The following is a 21,178-nucleotide window of genomic DNA, read 5'->3' on the forward strand; positions in this document are numbered from 1 at the left end:
CTTTTTTTTAATATTTTCGCACATGAATTCTGAAGAAGAAAAAAAAATCATTGAGATTGCGCTTTCCAAAAACGGTTCTCTGGCACAACTCGCTTTGGGTGCAATTGCACTGAAACCCTGGAGAGAAAACCGTGATCCGATTCAACTATCAGAAGCATTAAACAAAACAACACCCACAAAAAATGCCCCAAAAAAGTAATCCCCAGGTTTTTGTTTTAGGCTGGGATGCAGCGGATTGGAAATTTATCAATCCACTGCTGGACAGCGGAAAAATGCCGGCTCTTCAACGTGTGATTGAAGCCGGAGTTATGGGCAATATTGCAACGATTGATCCACCGCTTTCTCCTATTTTATGGACTTCCATTGCTACCGGAAAGTACGGCGATGAACACGGTGTTCTCAATTTTGTGGAGCCGGCAGCGGAAACAGGTAAACGCATTCCGATTTCGGTTCTCTCCAGAAAAGTAAGAGCCATCTGGAATATCTTAACCCACGAAGGGTATAAAACGCATTTGATTGGTTGGTGGCCGAGTTATCCGGCTGAACCGATCAACGGGATCAATGTTTCCAATCACTTTGCAGATGTCAATTCTCAAAATAGCTTCCCGGATTGGGAATTGTCGGAAGATCACGTACATCCGAAAGAACAAATCGATGAATTGAAGGAGCTCCGTATCCACCCGATTGAATTGACCTGGAACCACATTGCTCCGTTCGTACCGACTGCGACCCGTGAGCATGTAGAAGATCCGAAAAATCACGAATTATTCAACGCGATCATTATGATGCTGGCACGTTGTTCCAGTTTTCACAATGTAGCCACACATATTTTAGCGACACAGGAATGGAATTTTATCGGGTTGTACCTCGATACGATCGATAAAGCTTCCCATTACTTCATGAAGTTTCATCCGCCGCAACAAAAGCATATTTCCGATTACGACTACGAATTGTTCAAGGACGTCATGACCGGTTTTTATGTCTACCACGACATGATGCTGGATCGTTTACTTGATCTGATGGACGAAAATGCGCACCTGATGATCTTGAGCGACCACGGTTTTTACTCCGACCACCGAAGATTGGAAACCTTGCCCAAAGATTCGATGGCGCCTGCTTTTGAGCATTCTAAATTCGGAATGTTCTGCCTCAAAGGTCCCGGAGTGAAACAGGACGAGCGCATTTACGGGGCTTCCCTGATCGATATTACTCCCACCCTGCTTCATTTGTTCGGATTGCCACCGGCAGAAGATATGCCGGGAAATATTCTGAGCCAGTCTTTCACCGATTTCAAAGAACCGGAACGCATCAAAACCTGGGAAATTCAGGATGATCAGAACTGGGGAGAGCTGGACGAATCCGTTAAAGTAGATGTTTGGGCCGCTCAGGAAGCCTTACAGCAGCTGATTGCTTTGGGATATATTGAGAGCATGGAAGAATCCGATGAGCGTCTCCTCGACCAGATTCAGACCGAAAATGCATTCCACAGCGCCCAAATTAAAATTTCCACCGGAAGACCTTTGGAAGCAATTCCAATATTGGAAGAAATCCATGCTGTAAAACCTGAAAACACCAAAGTGTTGAGTGCTTTACTAAGTACTCATCTGGCTCTTGCAAATCCTGTCGAAGCCCGGAAGTACCTGAAACTGATGCGTCAGAAATTCGGGACGGAAAACACGCCTCAACTGGATTTCCTGGAAGGCCGCGTACTGATCCAGGAAGTACAGCCAGCCAAAGCACTGGTACTTCTTAAGAAAGCGGCAAGCCACGAGGTTGCAAACTCCGGGTTCTACCAAACGTTGGGACGTGTATTCCTGGTTTGTAAGGACTGGAAAGAAGCACAAAAAGTGTTTACCAAAGCCATCAAACTGGATTCTGAAAATGCCGCTGCCTACCACGGATTATGCGTTGCATTCATGAGGCAGCAAAAATTTGACAAAGCCATTGAAGCTGGTTTGAATGCTGTGGGAATCAAACACATGTTCCCGACCGCTCATTACCACCTGGGAGAAGCGCTGTTCAATGCAGAACTATATGAACATGCTGCGAATGCCTTTGAAATGGCACTTACGCAAGAACCCGGATTTGGTTTGGCACGGAAATACCTGATCCAAATCTATTCGGAGAAAATGATCAATGAGGAACGGAAAACGCTCCACCAACAAATACTGGATAAAAATATGAGACCGCAAATGACGATCGTGTCCGGGCTACCGCGTTCCGGAACATCTATGATGATGCAGATGCTGAAAGCCGGAGGTGCAGATCTCCTGATGGATGACATCCGTCAGAATGACGACAATAATCCGAAAGGATACATGGAATACGAACCGGTTAAAAAGCTTCTGACGGATAATTCCTGGCTGAAAGATCAGAACGGGAAAACCATCAAGATCATTTTACAACTTTTGACTGCGTTGGATATGACCTGTGATTACAAGATCGTGATGATGGATCGCGACCTGGAAGAAATTCTCAAATCACAGTCAAAAATGCTCGGAAAACAGGCTGATACACTGAACCTGAAGTTGATGACTACTTTTGAACAGCAGAAGGAAAAAATCAACGGCTGGCTGGTCGGAAAACCAAATATCCAGGTATTGCATGTAAAATATACCGATGTGATTGAAAATCCGGCACACGAAGCAAATCGCATCAACCTGTTCCTTTCAGAAACACTGGACGAACAAAAAATGATCCAGGCAGTTGACGAACAGCTTTACCGAAACAAAAAAGAAGAAAAGACTATTTAATCGTTCTTTCAATAAAATCAACGAAACGCTGTGTGGATTCATGCAGCGTTTCTTTATTGGTCTCAATCGTCAGGTGACATACTGCCGGGGCCTCAAACGGATCATTCACGCCTGTCAGGTTATAAATTTTGTCCTTGTGTCCGTCCGGAAGTAATGCTTTATGATACAATCCTTTGGTATCGCGCTGCGTCAAGGTATCCAAATCACATTTCACATACACCGTATACAATTCCGGGTATTTCTCCAAGAGTTCGTTGCGGATCGCATCATAGGGGTTGATGGCACAAATAATGGCTACAATTCCCTGACGGCTGAATTTATCGGCCACAAAGGCAAGTCTTCGGATATTGTCATTCCGGTCTTCTTTCGTATACCCCAATTCTTTGAACACGTTTTGACGGTAATCATCTGCATCCAGCACTTCAACCTTAATCCCTCTTTCGGCTAAACGCTCTTTGGTAGAAACGGAAAGTGAAGTCTTTCCCGCACCGGACATTCCTGTTAACTGAATGATCATAAATAATTCGTGTTTGTCGCGAATTTAATTAATTTCGCATACTATATAATACCTTATGAACGCTGAACTGGAAGTTTTAATTCGATTCAACACAAACTATAATCAAGAAGATCCGCATTCCAAAGAATGGCGTGTTATCGTTAACGGTGTAGAAAAACTATGTAATACTGTTGATATTGAATGCTCTAGCAAAACGAGCAAAAATTTCATTGAAGGTGTCGGGTTCAAATGGCACATTCAGTGTAATGCCAGCGAATTAATTTTCGAAAAAGACGGGCATTACGACGATGAAACACATTTCAGTAAAATTACGATCTGTTAATTCAGCTGTGAGATCACTTCGTCGATCGGCAGATCACTTTTTTTCAGTTGTAACAGCTTTGCAATTACCGCATCAATAATCGAATCCGGGCAGGAAGCTCCTGAGGTAATTCCTATTTTACTTCCGGACAACCAGTTTTCAATCTGTTCCGTTTCGTGCGTATGAATATTGAAACTGCGAATCAGGTCGCTACTCAACATTTCAGATTCGTCTTTGATAAAATAAGTAGGACAACTTTGCTCCAGTAACTCTACCAGGTGAGTCGTGTTCGAGCTGTTATATCCACCCACTACAATCGCAAAATCGAGTTGTTCTTTCATCAATGCTTCCGTAGCACTTTGATTGTCGTTCGTTGCGTAGCAAAGCGTATCACGCGTGTCGGCAAAGGTTTTGTCTTTCCCGGAAGTAACAGCAAACCTTTCGGTCGTTTGCTTTAAAAATTCGGCAATTTCCTGTGTTTCGGTTGCCAGCATGGTCGTTTGGTTAATCACCCCGATCTTACTCAGGTGTATTTCCGGATCAAATCCAGGAGTGTGTTTCCCTTTGAAGTAAGCATAGAATTCCTCTTTGGAAGCTTCACCGGTAATGCATTTCGCCAAAAAAGCGGCTTCTTCCATGTTTTTAATGATCACCGCCTCCGAATTGGCTGCCGTATGGGAAAATGTAGCACGGGTTTCTTCGTGGTTGTATTTCCCGTGAATCACCAGCGTATGGTTTTCCGTTCCGAGTTTCTCCGCACGGTTCCAGACTTTTTCCACGAAAGGACAGGTCGTATTGTATTTCTCCGTAGAAACACCCCGTTCGTTCAGGATCGTTTCGATTTCAAGCGTTGTTCCGAAAGCCGGGATAATCACCACGTCATTCTCCGTCAATTCATCCCAGGAAATCAATTGTTTTCCGGAAGTGTCCTGGATAAAACGGATTCCATGCTGGGTAAGGTCTTCATTCACTGTGGGGTTGTGAATCATCTGGCTTAGCAGGAAAATGCGCTTACCCTTGTTTTCTTCCACTGCTCTGTATGCAATCTCGATCGCATTTTCCACTCCGTAGCAAAAACCGAAATGCCGTGCAATGTAGAGCTGAAGATTCCCGAAGTCCAGCATTGTAGGCGAAAAGTCCTTCTTACGCGGATCCTGGGCTTTGCGGAACGCTTTTACTTTTGAAATGATCGGCGATCGAAAGAGGGATGGAATTTCAAATTGCTTCATGGTAGTGCAAAGTTACTGAAAGTTGGTGGATTTTTAATTTCCCGGTAAATCAGTTTGAAATACTTACCCGGGTAGCTGGTGGATATTCGTGCACTTATCCACTTTACCCGTTTTCAGGGCTCAATCCGCCCTTCTTTACAACAAAAAATCCCGGCAAAAAACTTCGCCGGGATTCCAATGTATTTCTGGTTATGCTTAACGTGTAAACAACATTTCTCTGAATTTCGGCAATGGCCACAACTCATCATCTACCAACAATTCCAGTTTGTCTGCGTGGTAGCGGATCTCATCAAAATGTACTTTTACCTTGTCGCAGTATGCAACCGCTTTCTCTTCGGCATGTTCGATTTTGTTTGCATCCTTACGCGCCTGCAACATGATATCGTTGTTTGATTTCATCTTGTTCAGGTGATTGGAAATTTTAGTCAGCAACTCAATTTGTGAAGCCGCAGCCGCTTTTCCTTCTTTCTCACCCAGTGCATTCATCATTCCCTGGATGTTAGACAACAAACGGTTCTGGTATTCAACCACTGCAGGAATGATGTGCGTCTGAACCAGATCTCCCATCAAACGCGCTTCGATCTGAATTTTCAGGATATAGCTCTCGAACTCGATTTCCTGACGTGCTTCCAGCTCTCGCGGTGTCAATACGTTCATTTCATCGAACAATTCGATGAATTTCTTGTCTGCCCATGCTTTCAATGCACGCGGTGTGTCTTTGAAGTTGTTCAGTCCGCGTTTTTCAGCTTCTTTCACCCACTCATCACCGTATCCGTTTCCTTCGAAGCGGATTTTTTTCGAATCCTTGATCAGGATCTGCAATTCTTTCAGAATTGCCTCGTCTTTGGATTCACCTTTCTCAATGCGAGCGTCCACGCTCACTTTGAACAACTGCAATTGTTTTGCCATAATGGTATTCAAAACAATCATTGCAGAAGCACAGTTTGCAGAAGAACCTACTGCGCGGAATTCGAATTTATTCCCGGTAAATGCAAAGGGAGAAGTTCTGTTACGGTCTGTATTGTCCAGCATAATCTGCGGAATCTTCCCGATATTCAGTTTCAATTCTGTTTTATCCTGCGGTGTCATTTTTCCAGCTTTCACACTTTGTTCCAGTTCATCCAATGCTTCAGATAACTGGGAACCGATGAATGTTGAAATAATTGCCGGAGGAGCTTCGTTTGCCCCCAAACGGTGGTCATTGCTTGCAGAAGCGATACATGCACGCAGCAAATCTGCATTATCGTGAATGGCTTTAATCGTGTTAACGAAGAAAGTAAGGAACTGCAGGTTTGATTTCGGGTTTTTCCCCGGAGCCAGCAGGTTCACACCTGTGTTTGTTCCCAAAGACCAGTTGTTGTGTTTTCCGGAACCGTTTACTCCTGCAAATGGTTTCTCGTGCAACAATACGCGGAAATCGTGCTTGCGGGCTGTTTTCTCCAGCAAGTCCATCAACAACAGGTTGTGGTCGTTTGCCAGGTTACACTCTTCGAAGATCGGAGCACACTCAAATTGGTTTGGCGCTACCTCGTTGTGACGGGTTGTTACCGGGATTCCCAACAGGATTGCTTCGTTTTCGAATTCACGCATAAACGCTGTTACACGCTCCGGAATAGAACCGAAGTAGTGGTCATCCAGCTGCTGTCCTTTTGCAGGAGCATGACCAAACAACGCGCGTCCCGTCATCATCAAATCCGGACGGCAGTTAAACAAGGCCTGGTCTACCAGGAAATATTCCTGCTCCCAACCCAGGGTAGCATTTACTTTTGTAACGTTTTTATCAAAATATTGGCAAACTTCCGTAGCGGCATGATCAATTGCATGCAATGCTTTCAGCAAAGGCATTTTGTAATCCAGCGATTCTCCTGTGTAGGAAATAAAGATCGTAGGAATACACAAAGTTTTCCCGATTACAAATGCAGGAGACGAAGGATCCCATGCTGTATATCCGCGTGCTTCAAAAGTATTGCGGATTCCACCATTCGGGAAAGAAGAAGCGTCCGGTTCCTGCTGTACCAGCAATTCCCCGTCAAAACGCTCAATAGCACGTCCCGGTCCTACCGGTTTGAAGAATGCATCGTGTTTTTCAGCAGTTGCACCTGTCAGCGGCTGAAACCAGTGTGTGTAGTGCGTTGCTCCTTTTGTAATCGCCCAATCTTTCATTGCTGAAGCAACCTGATCAGCCATTTTACGATCCAAACGGGTACCATTCTGGATAGACTCCATCATTGATTTATAAGCATCCGACGGAAGGTACTCGCGCATCACTTCTGCGTGAAATACATTCTTCCCGAACAAATCAGATACTTTTCCATCATATTCGATGTGTTTTGGTGTACGATTGAGTACATCCTGATACGCTTTTAATCGTTTTGTTGCCATGAATTCAAAATTTTCGACAAAGGTATACTTTTTAAGGGGGTCAATTCAAATTTTTATACATTATTTTACAAACACCCCATGTTAATTTCAACTTAAAGATCAAAAACCTTTTATTTTTATCATTCTCTCATTTTATCAAAAACCCCGTCCGGACTTGGTAAAACGATTTTGTTCTGCCAATTTTCAGGTTCAAAAAAGCATTGTTTTACAGTGGATTAACATTTTGTTAAATAAGTTAATGACTCTTGAAGTTTCATTTTTTTTGGCTAACTTACTTATGAATTGAAAATCGTGCACAATGAGTTTGTTTGGTCTTTTTCAGCGAAAACACACACCTACTGACAAAACTGCAACCTCTCTCCCACCTGAAGAACACCTGGTAGTTATTCAATTCTTTTACGGAATTGAAGACTTATCCGAATTACATGAACTGGAAGAACAGCTTCATTCCAACATCACCAATTCCAACCTGGGAAGATATGAAGGTCACGATATCTCCCTGGATTTCGGAGATGGTTACCTGTATTTCAACGGGAAGAATGCAGAGCAGTTGTTTGAAGCGATCAAACCCATCCTGGAACAGCATTACTTCATGGATAAATCCATTGCAACACTGCGCTTCGGAGCTTTTGAAAACCCGGACGCCCGCGAGCGAGACTGTACCATCCGTTTCTCCAAACTGGCTGCTTCCAATTAAATCCGGATTGCTAATTCTAATTCCTGTTTGTCTATATTTACACCTAAATTCAACAGCATGAAACCTATTCTATTGATCCTGTCACTGGGTCTTTCTATTTTCTCCATGGCACAGTCCAAACTGGAATTGGTCAATATTGATCAAACCAAATTGGTAAAGGATATTATGTCTACCAAAACGGACCAGCACGAAACCAGTATCGTTTATTGGTTTCCGGATATCTATTGGGATTACTTTTCGGCAAAAGATCCGAAAACACTGACCCCGGAAATTGTGAATCAGTTCAAGGAAATCCTCGGAAACAAGAGCATCTTCGTGGTGGTTTCAGGAAAGATCAATCCGTATACCCAAAAATTTGAAGCTAAAAGCGAAGAGGAATTGCGAAAAGGATTCACAGTGAAATTCAAGGACAAAACCTACAAGCCAATTCCGGAATCCAAACTTTCCGGCGACCTGAAGGTCATCAGTTCATCGCTCGGAATCATGTTTTCCCGGATGCTGGGCGATTTTGGTTCGGGAATGATTTTCTTCTACCTGGAAATCACGGATGCGAACGGGCAGAATATCCTCGATCCATACTCCGACCAGGAATTCACGATTAATCTTAATTCGACGAAGTTCACTTCCCACCTGCCGTTACCGAGCTTGTTCACAGATTCCAAATGCCCGAATGACGGCGAATTGTTCCCGGCAAACTACGAGTTTTGCCCTTATCACGGTTCCAAACTGATCATCCAGTAAGCACCGGGGGATTTATTCCAACTTTCGAAGCTCAAATGAAAAGGAATTTTTACTTTTACGCCAAAAAGTAAATAGATGAAAAACACTGCTCTTACCCATGTGCACGAGGCTTTGGGAGCTAAAATGGTTCCTTTTGCCGGATTTAACATGCCTGTTCAGTACGAAGGCGTGATCACAGAACACGAAACTGTCCGAAATGCAGTTGGTGTATTTGATGTTTCTCATATGGGAGAGTTTTTGTTGTCCGGGCCGGATGCCCTGGATTTGATTCAGCGCGTAACCAGCAATGATGCTTCTACCCTGACAATCGGTCGTGCGCAGTACTCTTGTCTTCCAAACGGAAAAGGCGGGATTGTAGATGATTTGATCGTATACAAAATCAAGGAAGAAGAATACCTGTTGGTGGTAAACGCTTCGAACATTGAAAAAGACTGGAACTGGATTTCTTCTCACAACACGAAACATGTGACTATGAGAAATCTTTCCGACGATTACTCGTTGCTGGCCATCCAGGGACCGAAAGCTGTTGAAGCGATGCAGTCTCTGACTAGTGTCGATTTATCTGCGATCAAATACTACCATTTTGAAGTAGGTCCGTTTGCAGGAATCGATTACGTGATCATTTCCGCAACAGGATACACCGGATCGGGAGGTTTTGAGATTTACTGTAAGAATTCAGAAGTACAACAAGTTTGGGACAAAGTATTTGAAGCAGGTGCTGCATTCGGAATCAAGCCGATCGGTTTGGCTGCCCGCGATACACTACGCCTGGAAATGGGCTTCTGCCTGTACGGAAACGATATCGACGATACAACTTCTCCACTGGAAGCAGGTTTGGGTTGGATTACCAAATTCACCAAAGATTTCGTAGATGCAGAATTCCTGAAAGCGCAGAAAGAAGCAGGAGTTTCCCGCAAGTTGATCGGTTTCGAAATGGTTGACCGTGGTATTCCGCGTCACGATTACCGTGTATTGGACGCTGACGGAAACGAAATCGGGAAAGTAACTTCCGGAACTCAGGGGCCAAGCGTGAAAAAAGCAATCGGAATGGCATACGTGAAAACGGAATTTGCTGCTCCGGGAAGCGAGATTTTTATCGAAATCCGTGAGAAAGGCGTGAAAGCACAAGTAGCTAAATTGCCTTTTTATCAGAAATAACGACCCCTGTCGTTCTCGATACATTCCGTATATGTCAATTCGAGTAGTTCCGACAAATGAGTCGGAACGTATCGAGAATAAGTAGACGGAATACTCGAACTGACAGGAGAAGTGAAAGCAACATACGCAAGTGGGATTGTGCAAGCAGTTCCACTTTTTTTGTACGCTTTCTCTAGCTATTTGATAAAAGCAAGACATTGTATTACGTTGAAAAATAGTATTTTCACCTTCACACGATCAATCGTATCGCATAAGCCAAAACTACAAACATGACACGATTCTTTTTACGCCTTACTATCGGAGCGCTTCTTTCTTTATCTTCTTGCATGCAACCCGCAAAGAAAACCGACGAAGGAAAAATCAGAGGACATAACTATTCCAGTAAAGAAATCGGCTGGACGATCAAAATTCCTCAAGGTTGGGAAGTCCTCGATTTGAAAAAAGTCAGGGAAGCCGATAAAAAAGGGGTGAAAGCCATGGAAAAAGTAATCAATAGGAAAATCGATTATCACACCATCAGAAACTTAATCTCCTTTCAAAGCAATCCATATAACATATTCCGGTCCAATTCAAAACCGTTTAACATGAAATACAAAGAAGAATGGGAAGATAGTTTGGGAAAAATGAAAAGAATCATTTATGATACCTATCAGAACCTTGGAATAACAATAGATACTTCCGAAACAACTATTAAAAGAATTGATGGGTTGGATTTTTATCGTTATGATTTTATCATCTTCGACCCAAAAGGAAAAGCCACGCTAAAACAGATTAATTACTGCAGGCTCATCAACGGGTTTAGCTTTGGTGTCAGTATTTCCTATAACAATGAAAAAGACAAGAATGAAATGCTTAAAGCATTTAAGGAATCAACGTTCCACTAAAATGCACCGAATGAAAGAAACGCTCCTTACCATGATTGCTTTGTTATCGATTCCTTTTGCATATTCCCAAACGGATATAAAGGAAGTCAGTAAAAGTGATTCTATCAGGTTTGAAAAGATCATCAAAGAAAGCACAGACAGTTTAAAGCAGGTACTCACTTCGAAAGAGTATCTGAACGAAGCTGAGAAGAAGGTCAGTATTGAATTCGCAAGCGACACGCTTACAATTTCTAAACGATTCGAGTTGTATGTTGCACAGGATTATTCTGATTACGGTATGAAAACCGCCAGTCTTAAAATGCTTGAAGCGTATGAAAAATTACTGAACAAATACTATCGGATGTTACTTGTAGCACTCAACCCGGAAGACAGGGAAATCCTCAAAGTAACACAACGAAACTGGATTAAATACCGTGAATCTGAAAAGCAAATGAATGAGCTGATAAGCAAAGACAACTATTCCGGAGGAGGAAGTATTCAGGTTCTGTTCGTGCTTTCCAGGGAGATTGAGATGACGCAAAACAGGGTAATTGAATTTTACAATTACATTGAACGGCTTAACATCAATAAAGAATAAATAAAGTTTTTAATGATGTTCCGGACAAATCCAATGTCCCCCCAACAAAAAAGCCGCTGATCATCTGACCAGCGGCTTTTCGATATGTTCAAGCTTTGATTACTTTACCAGCTTCATTTCACTGATCAGGTTGGATGCTCCGTAACACTTGTCGATCAACCACAACGTATAACGAACGTCCAAAGAGATCGTACGCTGAATGTTCGGCTCGAAGTAGATGTCACCGGACATTGCTTCCCAGTTTCCGTCAAATGCCGTTCCGATCAATTCTCCGTTTGCATTGATTACCGGAGAACCGGAGTTACCTCCTGTAATGTCGTTGTTTGACAAGAAGTTCACAGGTAATTTCCCGTTTACTCCATACTGACCGTAGTCTTTTTTCTCCCACAATTCTTTGATACGCGGATCAACCACGAATTCCGGGTTGGAAGGATCTTCTTTCTGCATTACCCCATCCAATGTCGTGAAATAGTCGTAATGAACTGCATCACGCGGATCGTAAGCCAATACATTCCCGTAAGTCAAACGCATGGTAGAGTTTGCATTCGGGTAGAATTTCTTGTTTGGTTGCATTTCGCGAACACCTTTTACAAACAAACGGTTTGCAACAGCCAATTTCGTATTTGCTGTTTTCACCGCATCTTGTCCCATTGCAGCCTGGTATGCATTGTCCAAATCTTTGATCAGGATAAACAACGGATCCTGGCTCAATTTCGCTGCATCAAAGTTTTTCATGAATGCTTCGTAACGTTCTTTAGAAGCGAAAATGGAGTTTGTTTTCACACGCGCCATAAATGCTGCCACACCGTCTTCACCGATAGACTTCGTAATTCCTACCTTCTGGCTTGCCGGAACATCGCGGATGTACATTTTCAGCACTTCTTCCAATGTTTCCAATTCGATATCCATGGAACGCTCCGCGTAGATTTCTTCTGCCGTTGATTTCGCCGCATCCAAAATCATGTTGTAACGCTCTTCGTTTCCTGCATTTTTAGCATCCAATGCGACTTTATACAAGTAAACTACCGAGTTGATGTCTACCTGGCGAACGAATTCACTTTGGTATACTTTAATATAAATAATGTCGTTTGTTGCTTTGAATGCTTTTTCGATATCGGAAAGTACGTTGTTGTACTCTTCTTTACCAGTCGCATATTTCGTGAACTCATCTTCCACTTTGCGCTTTTTGTCTGCAACATGGTTTGCTTTCAGCTGTTTTGTCTGACCGATGAAGTATTTCCAGTAGTTTGCAACCTGTGCATACTTGGATGAATAATGCAAACGAACCGCTACATCTTTATCCATGTATTTTTTCATGATTTCCAGTTTCTTCGCACGGATATCAACAATTTTAGGCTGCTCCAAAGAAATCGCCTGATCCACACCGTAAGAAGTCAGGTAGCGGTTTGTACGACCCGGGAACCCCATGATCATCGCATAATCTCCCTGTTTCACACCTTTCAATGAAATCGGCAGGGAATGCTTTGGTTTCAGCGGAACGTTCGAATCACTGAAATCAGCAGGTTTGTTGTCCGATCCGGCGTATACGCGGAACATTGAGAAATCTGCCGTGTGACGAGGCCATTCCCAGTTATCCGTGTCACCACCGAATTTTCCGGCAGATTGTGGAGGAGTTCCCACCAAACGTACGTCTTTGAACGTTTCTTTTACGAACAGGTAAAATTCGTTTCCGTCGTAGAAATCACGTACGAATGCTTCGTAATGTGTTCCTGCAACAGCATCTTTCACCAAAATATCTGTTACTTCCTTGATTTTTTTTGCTCTTTCTTCCGGAGTCATTTTTGCATTCAGTTCTTTCGCAACCTGTGCAGTTACATCCTCCATACGGATCATGAATGTTGCTGTCAATCCTTTAACCGGAATTTCTTCTTTGAAATTCTTTGCCCAAAAACCGTTATCCAGGTAGTTGTGCTCCGGAGTTGAAGCTCCTGCAATCGCATCGTATCCACAGTGGTGGTTGGTCAAAATCAATCCCTGGTTGGAAATGATTTCACCGGTACAAAAACCTCCGAAAGAGATCACAGCGTCTTTCAACGAAGATTTGTTGATCGAGTAGATTTGCTCCTGAGTCAGCTTCAGTCCATGCTTTTTCATGTCCTCATAGTTTCTCCCGATCAAAAACGGAAGCCACATTCCTTCATCTGCACGAGCAATGTTCCCCAATGAAAGGGTCGCCAAAACTAATGCGAATACTATTTTTTTCATTCTTAGAGTTTATTTAAAGAGCGCTAAAGGTAACAACTTTTTAATGCGAATGATTGACCGTTTATGTAAATGTTAATTCAAAATGCAAAATTCAAAAAGGTCTAAGTTTTACATTTTGCATTTTGAATTACTTAACGATGATTTCATCCAGGAACAACCAGGTCGGGTTTCCTTTCCCCAAATGCCAATCCGGACACGGACCGTAGTTCTCAATCGTGAAGCGGATAAATTTGCAGGTTGTCGGAGCAATTTCAAGTGCAATCGTTCCTGTTTTCGGAGTATCTCCCGGTTTCACGGAAACACCCACGGCTTTGCCTGCTTTCTTAAAATTCACACCGTCTTCAGATACTTCAATGGAAATGCTTTTCGGAGGAAAAATCCAGGATTTCTGATCCTGCAGGTAAGACACCCGGATCGTTGAAACTTCTTTCTTTTCGTTCAATTCGATTACTCCTTCTACGTTTTTTCCATTGAACCCCTGCCATTCCGTTCCGCGGTATTCGTCCGTTCCCTGCTGCCCATCGACCAAAGCCTGCGAACCGCCTCCGGCATATTGATTCGCATATTCGGTAGACAAGGTGATTTTCTTATCGCGTACGTATTTTACGAACTCCGATTTGATGACTTTACTTTCTGCTCCGTCTTCGCGCACCACTTTTGCATAAACCGTTGCCGTTTCGTTCAGAAGAATATTCTTTCCTCCCTGCTTGTAGAACGGCTGGAATTTCTGTCCATCCAGGCTGTAATAGATTTTTCCTTTTTCGAAGAACAGTACATCGATTCCCACTTCCATCTGGGATTCAAACATCGTTTGACCGGTTGTAAAGAACGGAACAGGAACAAATCCCGGGTTGATCTCATTGCGGAGATCCAGTTCGTAATTTGCCAGTTCTTTATTCGGTTTCGGCCCCATCTGAATACGAAGTGTACCGCCGCTCAGAATCATTTCATGCGTAAGAAACAATTTCTGGTAAGGAACCGCTTTTCCCTCTTGTTCCCAAACCATCGACTGAATATACTTGTTCTGCGGTGAGTTGTCCGCAGCAATAATACGAAAGTCTCTGTCTCCCGTTTCGATCCACACCGCATCCATCAAAGGTCTGCCGATAGCGTATGTCGGGCTACCGGGAGCAACCGGGTAGAATCCCATTGCGCTCAAAACATACCACGCACTCATTTGTCCGCAATCTTCGTTCCCGGAAAGTCCGTCCGGTTCATTGGTGTAGAACGATTTCAGGATTGAATCGACAAAAAATTGTGTTTTTTCCGGAGCTCCGCAATAGTTATAGGTATATGCCATGTGATGTGAAGGCTCGTTTCCGTGTGCATACTGTCCGATCAATCCGGTGATATCTGCTTGTTCACGCCCCGACATGGAAGACGACCCCAGGAACATGCTGTCCAGGAAATTGACCATCCCTTCGTTTCCGCCGTGCATATCAATCAAAGGCTGAATGTGCTGAGGAGCAGCCAGCGAATACTGCCAGCCATTGGCTTCCGTAAAGTGGTGATTCACTTCATTCGGTCTGAAAAACGGCAGGAAAATGCCCTCTTTTCTTGGCTGGAAGAAACGTGTTTCCGGGTGCATCAGGTTCATCCAGTTGGCAGAACGGATGTGGTATTTTTTCGCAATCTCTGTTTTGCCCAATTTTTCGGCAAACTTGGCAATACACCAGTCGTCGTAAGCATATTCCAGGGTTTTGGAAACGGATTCTGCCTGTGAATTGGCAGAAATGAACCCGATTTCCGCATACTGCTTTTTCCCCAGCTGATCTGCCGTACTTGATGCAATCATTGCTTCCAGTAAGCCTTCCGGATCTTTCAGCGGAATTCCTTTGAAATAGGCATCGGCGATCACGGAAACCGAATGGTAACCGATCATACAGTTCGTTTCGTTATTGGAAAGTGTCCAAACCGGAAGCAAGCCCGTATTTTTAGATTGCTGGTAAAATGATTCTACGAAATGAGGAACGCGGTCCGCTTGTGTAATGGTGTACAACGGATTCGCCCCACGGTAAGTATCCCACAAAGAAAAAACGGAATACATCGGTGTGGAAGACTGCTGAATCTGGTCGTTGAAATCGCGGAATTTTCCGTCCACATCCGACCAAAGTGACGGGTGAACGTAACTGTGATACAAGGCTGTGTAGAAATTGGTCAAGATCTTATTATCTTTCGACTCTACCCGGATTTTAGACAACTCTTTGTTCCAGGCATCTTTTGCTCTTGATCGTACGATGTCAAAATCCGTCGTGCTCAGCTCCGATTTCAGATTGGCAATTGCCCCTTCCACGCCGGTTCCTGAAATTCCCACCCGAACGGAAATCTCTTTCACTCCTTCAGGGAATTCCATGACAAACAAATAATTGCCGTTTTTCGGATCCTGGATCCACTTAGTCTTTTTGATTGCAACAGATGTTTCAAGGCTGAAGTACACGTGCTGGTGCGTTGCCCACGCATCGGATATGCGTTTCCCGGTCACGGAATTCGTTCCTGTTTTTGTAACTGCCACATCTAACACCTTGTCCCGGTATCCCATATCGATAATGATGTAGCGTTTGCCTTTTACATCTGAAAATTGGTACCGGTGTAATGCACAACGAAGCGTTGCCGTCAGATCTGCTGTAATTCCGTTTTCCAATTCCACGTGGTAATATCCAGGCAGTGCTCTTTCCTTCGAATGGCTGAATTTCGACCCGAAACCTCCGGCTTTTTTATAGCCCGGAACCACGTTCAATTTTCCTTGCTGTGGTACTAATAAGATGTCGGCGTAATCCGGAACACCTGTTCCGCTTAAGTGCGTGTGGCTGAATCCGTAAATCACCGAATCCGAATAATGGTAACCACCGCAGCCGTCCCAACCTTCGTAACGTGTGTCCGGGCCAACCTGCATCATCCCGAACGGAAGAACCGGCCCGGGAAAAGTGTGTCCGTGACCACCTGTTCCGACAAACGTGTTGACATATTGCGTCGGTTCTGAAATGCCGGCTGAAGTTCTCAGCTTCTCTATTTTGTCACGTGCGACATCCGAGTTTTGTTTAAGTTCCTTCACCTGGGAAAAAACCACCGAAGAACAAAGAAGTGTGAATACTATGATTCCATTTTTCATAGGACAATTTTTAATCAATCTACTGAGCAACTATTTTTTGATCGCATTCCAGAACATCGAAGCAGCGGTTCCCAAAACAGCTGCATTCATATCGTGCAGCGCGGAATTACGGACTTCAATGTGCCCCTGGTAAATCTTTAACAGGTTGTCTTCCATGTGTTTTTTCACTTTCTCCGAAAAGTAAGCGCCGCTTTGCGCCAATCCTCCGAACAACACGTATGCTTTCGGGTTGGAGAATGCTGCAAAATCGGCCAGGGCAATTCCAAGCATTTCTGCTGTATAATCCACAATCTCGCAGGCAAACCGATCTCCGGCACTCGCTGCTTCGAACACTTTTTTCGCAGAAATATTCGGAAGGTCATTCAAAGACGAAGCTGCTTTGTATTCGCTTTCCAGTTCTTTCACGCTGCGAACAACTCCCGTGCTGGAAACATAGGTTTCCAAACAGCCCTTTCTTCCGCAACCACAGGAACGCCCGTTATGTACCACGCGGATATGCCCGTATTCTCCGGCAAATCCCTGGGAACCGACAATCAGTTCACCGTTTATAAAAATTCCGGAACCCAATCCTGTACCTAATGTGACGAGTACAAAATCGTTCAGATCTTTTGCATTTCCAAATAAATGTTCTCCGAGTGCAGCCGCATTTGCGTCATTGGCAAGCAAGGTTGGCCGGTGAAACTTCTGTTCAAACAATTCTGCGATCGGAATGACTCCTTTCCATTTCAGGTTCGGAGCAAATTCGATATTCCCGGTAAAGGCATTCCCGTTTGGCGCACCTACTCCCAAACCAAGCAGGTTATCCATAAAACCGTTATTCTGAACGTCCTGGTAAATTTTCTCCACTAAATCTTCCGGCTCCGCATAATCAGACGTAGCAATCGATTCCTCAAAAAGAACTTCTCCCTTTCGGTTCACCAAACCATAAGCTGTATTGGTTCCACCAATATCTATTCCAAGCGCAACGTGTTCAATCATGCCGTAAAATTGCTATTTTTTTTTCGGACAATTAAACTTTAGTAAACAGATTTAGTAATTTATCTTCATTTTACGTTTACATTCCATTCTTCCAGGAAGGAATCCACGAAATGCTGCATCAATTCATGGCGTTCAGAACCGATCTTTCGAGCAGTCGGAGTGACAAGCCGATCCTTGAGTAAGAGGAGTTTTTCATAAAAATGGTTCAGGGTATGCGACTTGTCGGAAGAGTACGCTTCGAAGCTTGTATGGAGTGCGGGAGGCAAATCCGGTTCATACAGTGAGCGGTCCCTTTTTCCGCCGAAATGAAAAGCCCGCGCAATGCCGATCGCACCGATAGCATCCAACCGGTCCGCATCGCGTACAATTGCCAGTTCAAGACTTCCGGCCTCATCTTCCACTCCGGCTCCTTTAAAAGAAACGTGATCCACTATATCACAGACTTTTTCAATCAGTTCCGGATCGGCATCCAGGGACGTCAGGATTTCGCGGGAAACGCGTCCGCAGTCATTTTTAATCCCGCCGTTTAGTTTGTGGTCGGAAATATCATGTAATAACGCAGCCGCCTGAACCACCTCCAAATCTCCCCCTTCTTTTCCTTGTATAAACTCGGCCAGTTTCAAAACCCGCTCGATGTGATACCAGTCATGATCAGCACTTTCGCTCCTGAATTTCTCCTCTACAATTTCCTTCAACTGGTCGATCAACATCTTTTTTTGCATGATTTCAATATTATGTTTGCATAATTAATTCCTAACTTCTAAATTGCGAAAAATCTTAAATATCTATTTAGCTTATGAAAAAATTAATTTTACCCGTACTTGCTGTCTTTTCCCTTGGTACAGCTTCTGCTCAGTTTAACCTTGGTGTTTCCGTTGGATATGGTCTGGGATCTCCAGGACACGTATTAGGAACGAACACTACTTCAACAAGTTCTTCTTATAGTGAGAAAAACATTTATGGAACACTTGGAAGCGGACTTCAGGCAAACCTGACTCCGGGTTATATGTTCGGAGAACACTTCGGGGTTGAATTGGGATTGAACGGTTTCTTCGGATCTAAAACAACAATCGGTGAAGCTACATTTCCTGGAGGAAGCTACAAACACACTCAGTCTTCTTCCCAGTTCCGTGTTTCTCCTGCTTTGGTAGTGAAATCCGGAGGAGAAAAATTGTCGGTTTATGCACGTGGAGGTCTGGTATTACCATTATTGGGTTCTGTTAAATCGGAAATCAACGATAACGGTGCGTCAACTCCAGGAGTAAACACAATGGCAGAATTGAAAACAAGCGGTAAGGTATCTTTGGGATACACCGGAGCTGTTGGTTTGAATGTCCATTTCGGACAAAAAATGGCATTCTTTGCTGAATTGGGTGCAAACAGTTTGCGTGTGAAGTCAAAACAAACAGATTTGACAAAATACACGGTAAACGGTACAGACCAGTTAGGAAATGTTTCTACTTACGGTAAGCAAACAAAGTATGTAGATGAACTGACGAATTCTTCTAACAATGCATCTGTAAACCCTTCCGGAACAAATACTGCAAATGCAAAAGAAGATCTGCGCCAGGTGGCAAACTTCAGTAACTTCTTTATCCAGGTTGGAATCAAATTCTCATTCGGGAAGTAATCCGTATTGAATCAAATTGTTATTGGTTGAGGCAAGGTAGAAATATCTTGCCTCTTTTTATTTCCATTATTTGCAGATTCTGAAGGATTTCCTATCTTTGCACCCTGTTTATTCGCTAAACAGAAGTTAATATTCATTTTTAATCGAGGTTTCGTACCTCAAACAATTAACATTATGGCAACACGTATTCGTTTGCAAAGACACGGTAAAAAAGGGAAAGCTATTTTCCACGTAGTAGTAGCTGATTCCCGCGCTAAGCGTGATGGTAAATTCATCGAGAAATTGGGAGTTTACAATCCAAACACAAACCCGGCAACTATCGACATCAATTTCGAATCTACTTTGAAATGGGTTGGAACAGGTGCTGAAATGACTGACACAGCTCGCGCAATTCTTTCTTACAAAGGAGTTTTGTACAAAAACCACTTGTTGAAAGGAATCGCTAAAGGAGCTTTGACTGCTGAGCAGGTGGAAGCTAAATTTGCTGCCTGGGAAGCTGACAAAGCGTCTAAAATCCAGGGTAAAATTGAAGGTCTTGGGAAAAATGCTGCTGCTGACAAAGCTGCACGTTTGAAAGCTGAAGTTGAGACTAACGAAGCTAAAGCAAAAGCAATTGAAGCTAAAAACACACCTGCTGTTGAAGAAGCTCCTGCAGAGGAAGTTGAAGCAACAACAGATGCTACTGAAGAAACTCCGGCTGAGGATGCTCCTGCAGCTGAAGGAGAAGCTGAGGCTTAATTCATTTAAAGTTGATCCATGCAACATACTGATTGCTTTCAACTTGGTTATATTGCGAAACTTCACGGATACAAAGGTGAAGTTTCGCTTTTTTTAGACGTAACCAATCCGGAAGATTACCGCACACTTGATGCTTTTTTCATCGACATTAACGGACAACTGACTCCGTTCTTCGTGCAGTCTTTTCAATTAAAAAACAAAGGGTTTGCTGCTGTCAAACTGGAAGGCGTTGACTCTGAAAACGACGCGAAAGTGATTCTGCGTAAAAGCTGCTACCTACCACTTTCTGTTTTGCCCGAACTGGATGATATGCATTTCTACGACCACGAGATCATCGGATTTCAGCTAGTAGACAAATCCTACGGCGAAGTCGGAATCATCGAACAAGTGATGGACAACAACGTCAATCCACTGATCCAGGTGATGAAAGATGAAAAAGAAGTACTGATTCCTTTTGTTCCGGGACTGATTCAAAAAGTGGATCGCCCGGCGAAAACTCTCCATGTAGCTGCTCCCGAAGGACTGATTGAAATGTACCTGGGAGAATAATGAGTGTTTTCCAATTCAAACACTTTCAAATCCAACAACAACACGCCGCACTGAAAGTCGGAACCGATGCCATGATTCTCGGTGCATTCTGCCATTGGGATGCTCCCGGCAAATTGCTTGATATCGGTACAGGAACCGGAGTTCTCACCCTGATGTGCGCGCAGCGCTTTCCGTTCAGGGAAATCACGGGGCTTGAAATTTCGGAAGAAGCTGTCCGCGATGCACAAATCAACGCGCAAAACAATCCTTTCGACTCCCCGATTTCAATCGTTCATCAGGCTGTTCAGGATTTCCAACCGGATCACTTATTCGATGCCATTATCAGCAATCCGCCGTTTTTCGAAAACAGCCTTCCCAACGAAGACGCTCAAAAATCACTGGCCAGACACACGGCAAGTCTTCCTTTCCCGGAACTGATCCGTCACATTGACCGCCTGCTTACACCGGAAGGTTCAGCCTGGATTATCGTTCCCGATACTGCAGAAATTCAACTTGAAACCCTCGCTTCGAAAAACGGGCTGTTTATCAAAAAGAAAATTCACGTAGAAGGCAAACCCGGAAAACATGTCCGGACAATTTATTGTTTCTCCCGGATTGATTCTCCTGCAGAAATCAGCGAATTTACTATCCGGACAGATTCAGGAACTTATTCCGACGCGTATAAAGTGCTCACGAAGGAGTTTCACAACAAAGCGCTTCCCTGAATTTT

Annotated in this window: 19 protein-coding genes; 12 read left to right on the plus strand and 7 right to left on the minus strand. The window is 43.6% G+C overall.

Features of this window, described 5'->3' with window-relative positions; all coding sequences use genetic code 11:
* The first annotated feature begins 22 nt into the window (after nucleotides 1-22).
* Together ABDV94_RS13375 and ABDV94_RS13380 are read left to right on the plus strand one after the other, a co-directional pair.
* Entirely contained in the window at nucleotides 23-199 is a 177-nt protein-coding gene (locus tag ABDV94_RS13375; RefSeq protein WP_343747699.1) for a hypothetical protein, read from the plus strand.
* Nucleotides 183-2,753, plus strand: a complete 2,571-nt coding sequence (locus ABDV94_RS13380) for an alkaline phosphatase family protein (RefSeq protein ID WP_343747700.1) — start codon at nucleotides 183-185, stop codon at nucleotides 2,751-2,753. The genes ABDV94_RS13375 and ABDV94_RS13380 overlap by 17 nt, the downstream gene beginning before the upstream one ends.
* Here ABDV94_RS13380 and cysC read toward each other — a convergent pair.
* Entirely contained in the window at nucleotides 2,746-3,270 is a 525-nt protein-coding gene (gene cysC, locus ABDV94_RS13385; protein ID WP_343747701.1) for an adenylyl-sulfate kinase, read from the minus strand. The two genes, ABDV94_RS13380 and cysC, sit on opposite strands and share 8 nt — an antisense overlap.
* Nucleotides 3,271-3,325: 55 nt before the next feature.
* Here cysC and ABDV94_RS13390 point away from each other — a divergent pair, with 55 nt between their 5' ends.
* Entirely contained in the window at nucleotides 3,326-3,592 is a 267-nt protein-coding gene (locus ABDV94_RS13390) for a hypothetical protein (RefSeq protein ID WP_343747702.1), read from the plus strand.
* Here ABDV94_RS13390 and ABDV94_RS13395 read toward each other — a convergent pair.
* Both ABDV94_RS13395 and ABDV94_RS13400 read right to left on the minus strand, forming a co-directional pair.
* Complete coding sequence (locus tag ABDV94_RS13395; protein ID WP_343747703.1) at nucleotides 3,589-4,800, minus strand: 4-hydroxy-3-methylbut-2-enyl diphosphate reductase; 1,212 nt, start codon at nucleotides 4,798-4,800, stop codon at nucleotides 3,589-3,591. The two genes, ABDV94_RS13390 and ABDV94_RS13395, sit on opposite strands and share 4 nt — an antisense overlap.
* 195 nt (nucleotides 4,801-4,995) lie before the next feature.
* Nucleotides 4,996-7,182 carry a glutamine synthetase III gene (locus tag ABDV94_RS13400; protein WP_343747704.1) on the minus strand — a complete coding sequence of 729 codons (2,187 nt, stop codon included), beginning with the start codon at nucleotides 7,180-7,182 and terminating at the stop codon, nucleotides 4,996-4,998.
* Nucleotides 7,183-7,480: 298 nt separating this feature from the next.
* Here ABDV94_RS13400 and ABDV94_RS13405 point away from each other — a divergent pair, with 298 nt between their 5' ends.
* The 5 genes from ABDV94_RS13405 to ABDV94_RS13425 all read left to right on the plus strand — a co-directional run bounded on the left by ABDV94_RS13405 (nucleotide 7,481) and on the right by ABDV94_RS13425 (nucleotide 11,239).
* On the plus strand, nucleotides 7,481-7,879 hold the full coding sequence (locus ABDV94_RS13405) for a hypothetical protein (protein WP_343747705.1): 399 nt from the start codon (nucleotides 7,481-7,483) through the stop codon (nucleotides 7,877-7,879).
* Nucleotides 7,880-7,936: 57 nt separating this feature from the next.
* Complete coding sequence (locus tag ABDV94_RS13410; protein ID WP_343747706.1) at nucleotides 7,937-8,620, plus strand: hypothetical protein; 684 nt, start codon at nucleotides 7,937-7,939, stop codon at nucleotides 8,618-8,620.
* A gap of 75 nt (nucleotides 8,621-8,695) precedes the next feature.
* Nucleotides 8,696-9,778, plus strand: a complete 1,083-nt coding sequence (gcvT, locus tag ABDV94_RS13415) for a glycine cleavage system aminomethyltransferase GcvT (protein ID WP_343747707.1) — start codon at nucleotides 8,696-8,698, stop codon at nucleotides 9,776-9,778.
* 269 nt (nucleotides 9,779-10,047) lie between these two features.
* Nucleotides 10,048-10,662 (plus strand): hypothetical protein, encoded by a 615-nt coding sequence (locus ABDV94_RS13420; protein WP_343747708.1) that lies wholly within the window; start codon nucleotides 10,048-10,050, stop codon nucleotides 10,660-10,662.
* Nucleotides 10,663-10,672: 10 nt separating this feature from the next.
* Entirely contained in the window at nucleotides 10,673-11,239 is a 567-nt protein-coding gene (locus ABDV94_RS13425) for a lysozyme inhibitor LprI family protein (RefSeq protein WP_343747709.1), read from the plus strand.
* A gap of 99 nt (nucleotides 11,240-11,338) precedes the next feature.
* On the opposite strand, the gene ABDV94_RS13430 is transcribed toward ABDV94_RS13425, so the two are convergent.
* The 4 genes from ABDV94_RS13430 to ABDV94_RS13445 form a co-directional block, all read right to left on the minus strand.
* On the minus strand, nucleotides 11,339-13,465 hold the full coding sequence (locus ABDV94_RS13430; protein ID WP_343747710.1) for a S46 family peptidase: 2,127 nt from the start codon (nucleotides 13,463-13,465) through the stop codon (nucleotides 11,339-11,341).
* 127 nt (nucleotides 13,466-13,592) lie between these two features.
* Nucleotides 13,593-16,574, minus strand: a complete 2,982-nt coding sequence (locus ABDV94_RS13435; protein WP_343747711.1) for a GH92 family glycosyl hydrolase — start codon at nucleotides 16,572-16,574, stop codon at nucleotides 13,593-13,595.
* A gap of 30 nt (nucleotides 16,575-16,604) precedes the next feature.
* Nucleotides 16,605-17,552: an ROK family protein gene (locus ABDV94_RS13440; RefSeq protein ID WP_343747712.1), complete on the minus strand. Its 948-nt coding sequence runs from the start codon at nucleotides 17,550-17,552 to the stop codon at nucleotides 16,605-16,607.
* Between the two features lie 65 nt (nucleotides 17,553-17,617).
* Nucleotides 17,618-18,274 (minus strand): HD domain-containing protein, encoded by a 657-nt coding sequence (locus tag ABDV94_RS13445; RefSeq protein ID WP_343747713.1) that lies wholly within the window; start codon nucleotides 18,272-18,274, stop codon nucleotides 17,618-17,620.
* A gap of 74 nt (nucleotides 18,275-18,348) precedes the next feature.
* On the opposite strand from ABDV94_RS13445, the gene ABDV94_RS13450 reads away from it, so the two are divergent.
* The 4 genes from ABDV94_RS13450 to ABDV94_RS13465 all read left to right on the plus strand — a co-directional run bounded on the left by ABDV94_RS13450 (nucleotide 18,349) and on the right by ABDV94_RS13465 (nucleotide 21,173).
* The gene (locus ABDV94_RS13450; RefSeq protein WP_343747714.1) at nucleotides 18,349-19,182 is read left to right on the plus strand and encodes an outer membrane beta-barrel protein; all 834 of its coding nucleotides are present in this window, start codon (nucleotides 18,349-18,351) and stop codon (nucleotides 19,180-19,182) included.
* A gap of 174 nt (nucleotides 19,183-19,356) precedes the next feature.
* Nucleotides 19,357-19,920, plus strand: coding sequence for a 30S ribosomal protein S16 (locus tag ABDV94_RS13455; protein ID WP_343747715.1), 564 nt, complete (start codon nucleotides 19,357-19,359; stop codon nucleotides 19,918-19,920).
* 18 nt (nucleotides 19,921-19,938) lie between these two features.
* Nucleotides 19,939-20,469 (plus strand): ribosome maturation factor RimM, encoded by a 531-nt coding sequence (rimM, locus tag ABDV94_RS13460; RefSeq protein ID WP_343747716.1) that lies wholly within the window; start codon nucleotides 19,939-19,941, stop codon nucleotides 20,467-20,469.
* Nucleotides 20,469-21,173 (plus strand): methyltransferase, encoded by a 705-nt coding sequence (locus ABDV94_RS13465; RefSeq protein ID WP_343747717.1) that lies wholly within the window; start codon nucleotides 20,469-20,471, stop codon nucleotides 21,171-21,173. Before rimM ends, ABDV94_RS13465 begins: the two co-directional genes overlap by 1 nt.
* Nucleotides 21,174-21,178: the final 5 nt, after the last annotated feature.

Source organism: Fluviicola sp., assembly GCF_039596355.1.
Taxonomy (GTDB): Bacteria; Bacteroidota; Bacteroidia; order Flavobacteriales_D; family Crocinitomicaceae; genus Fluviicola.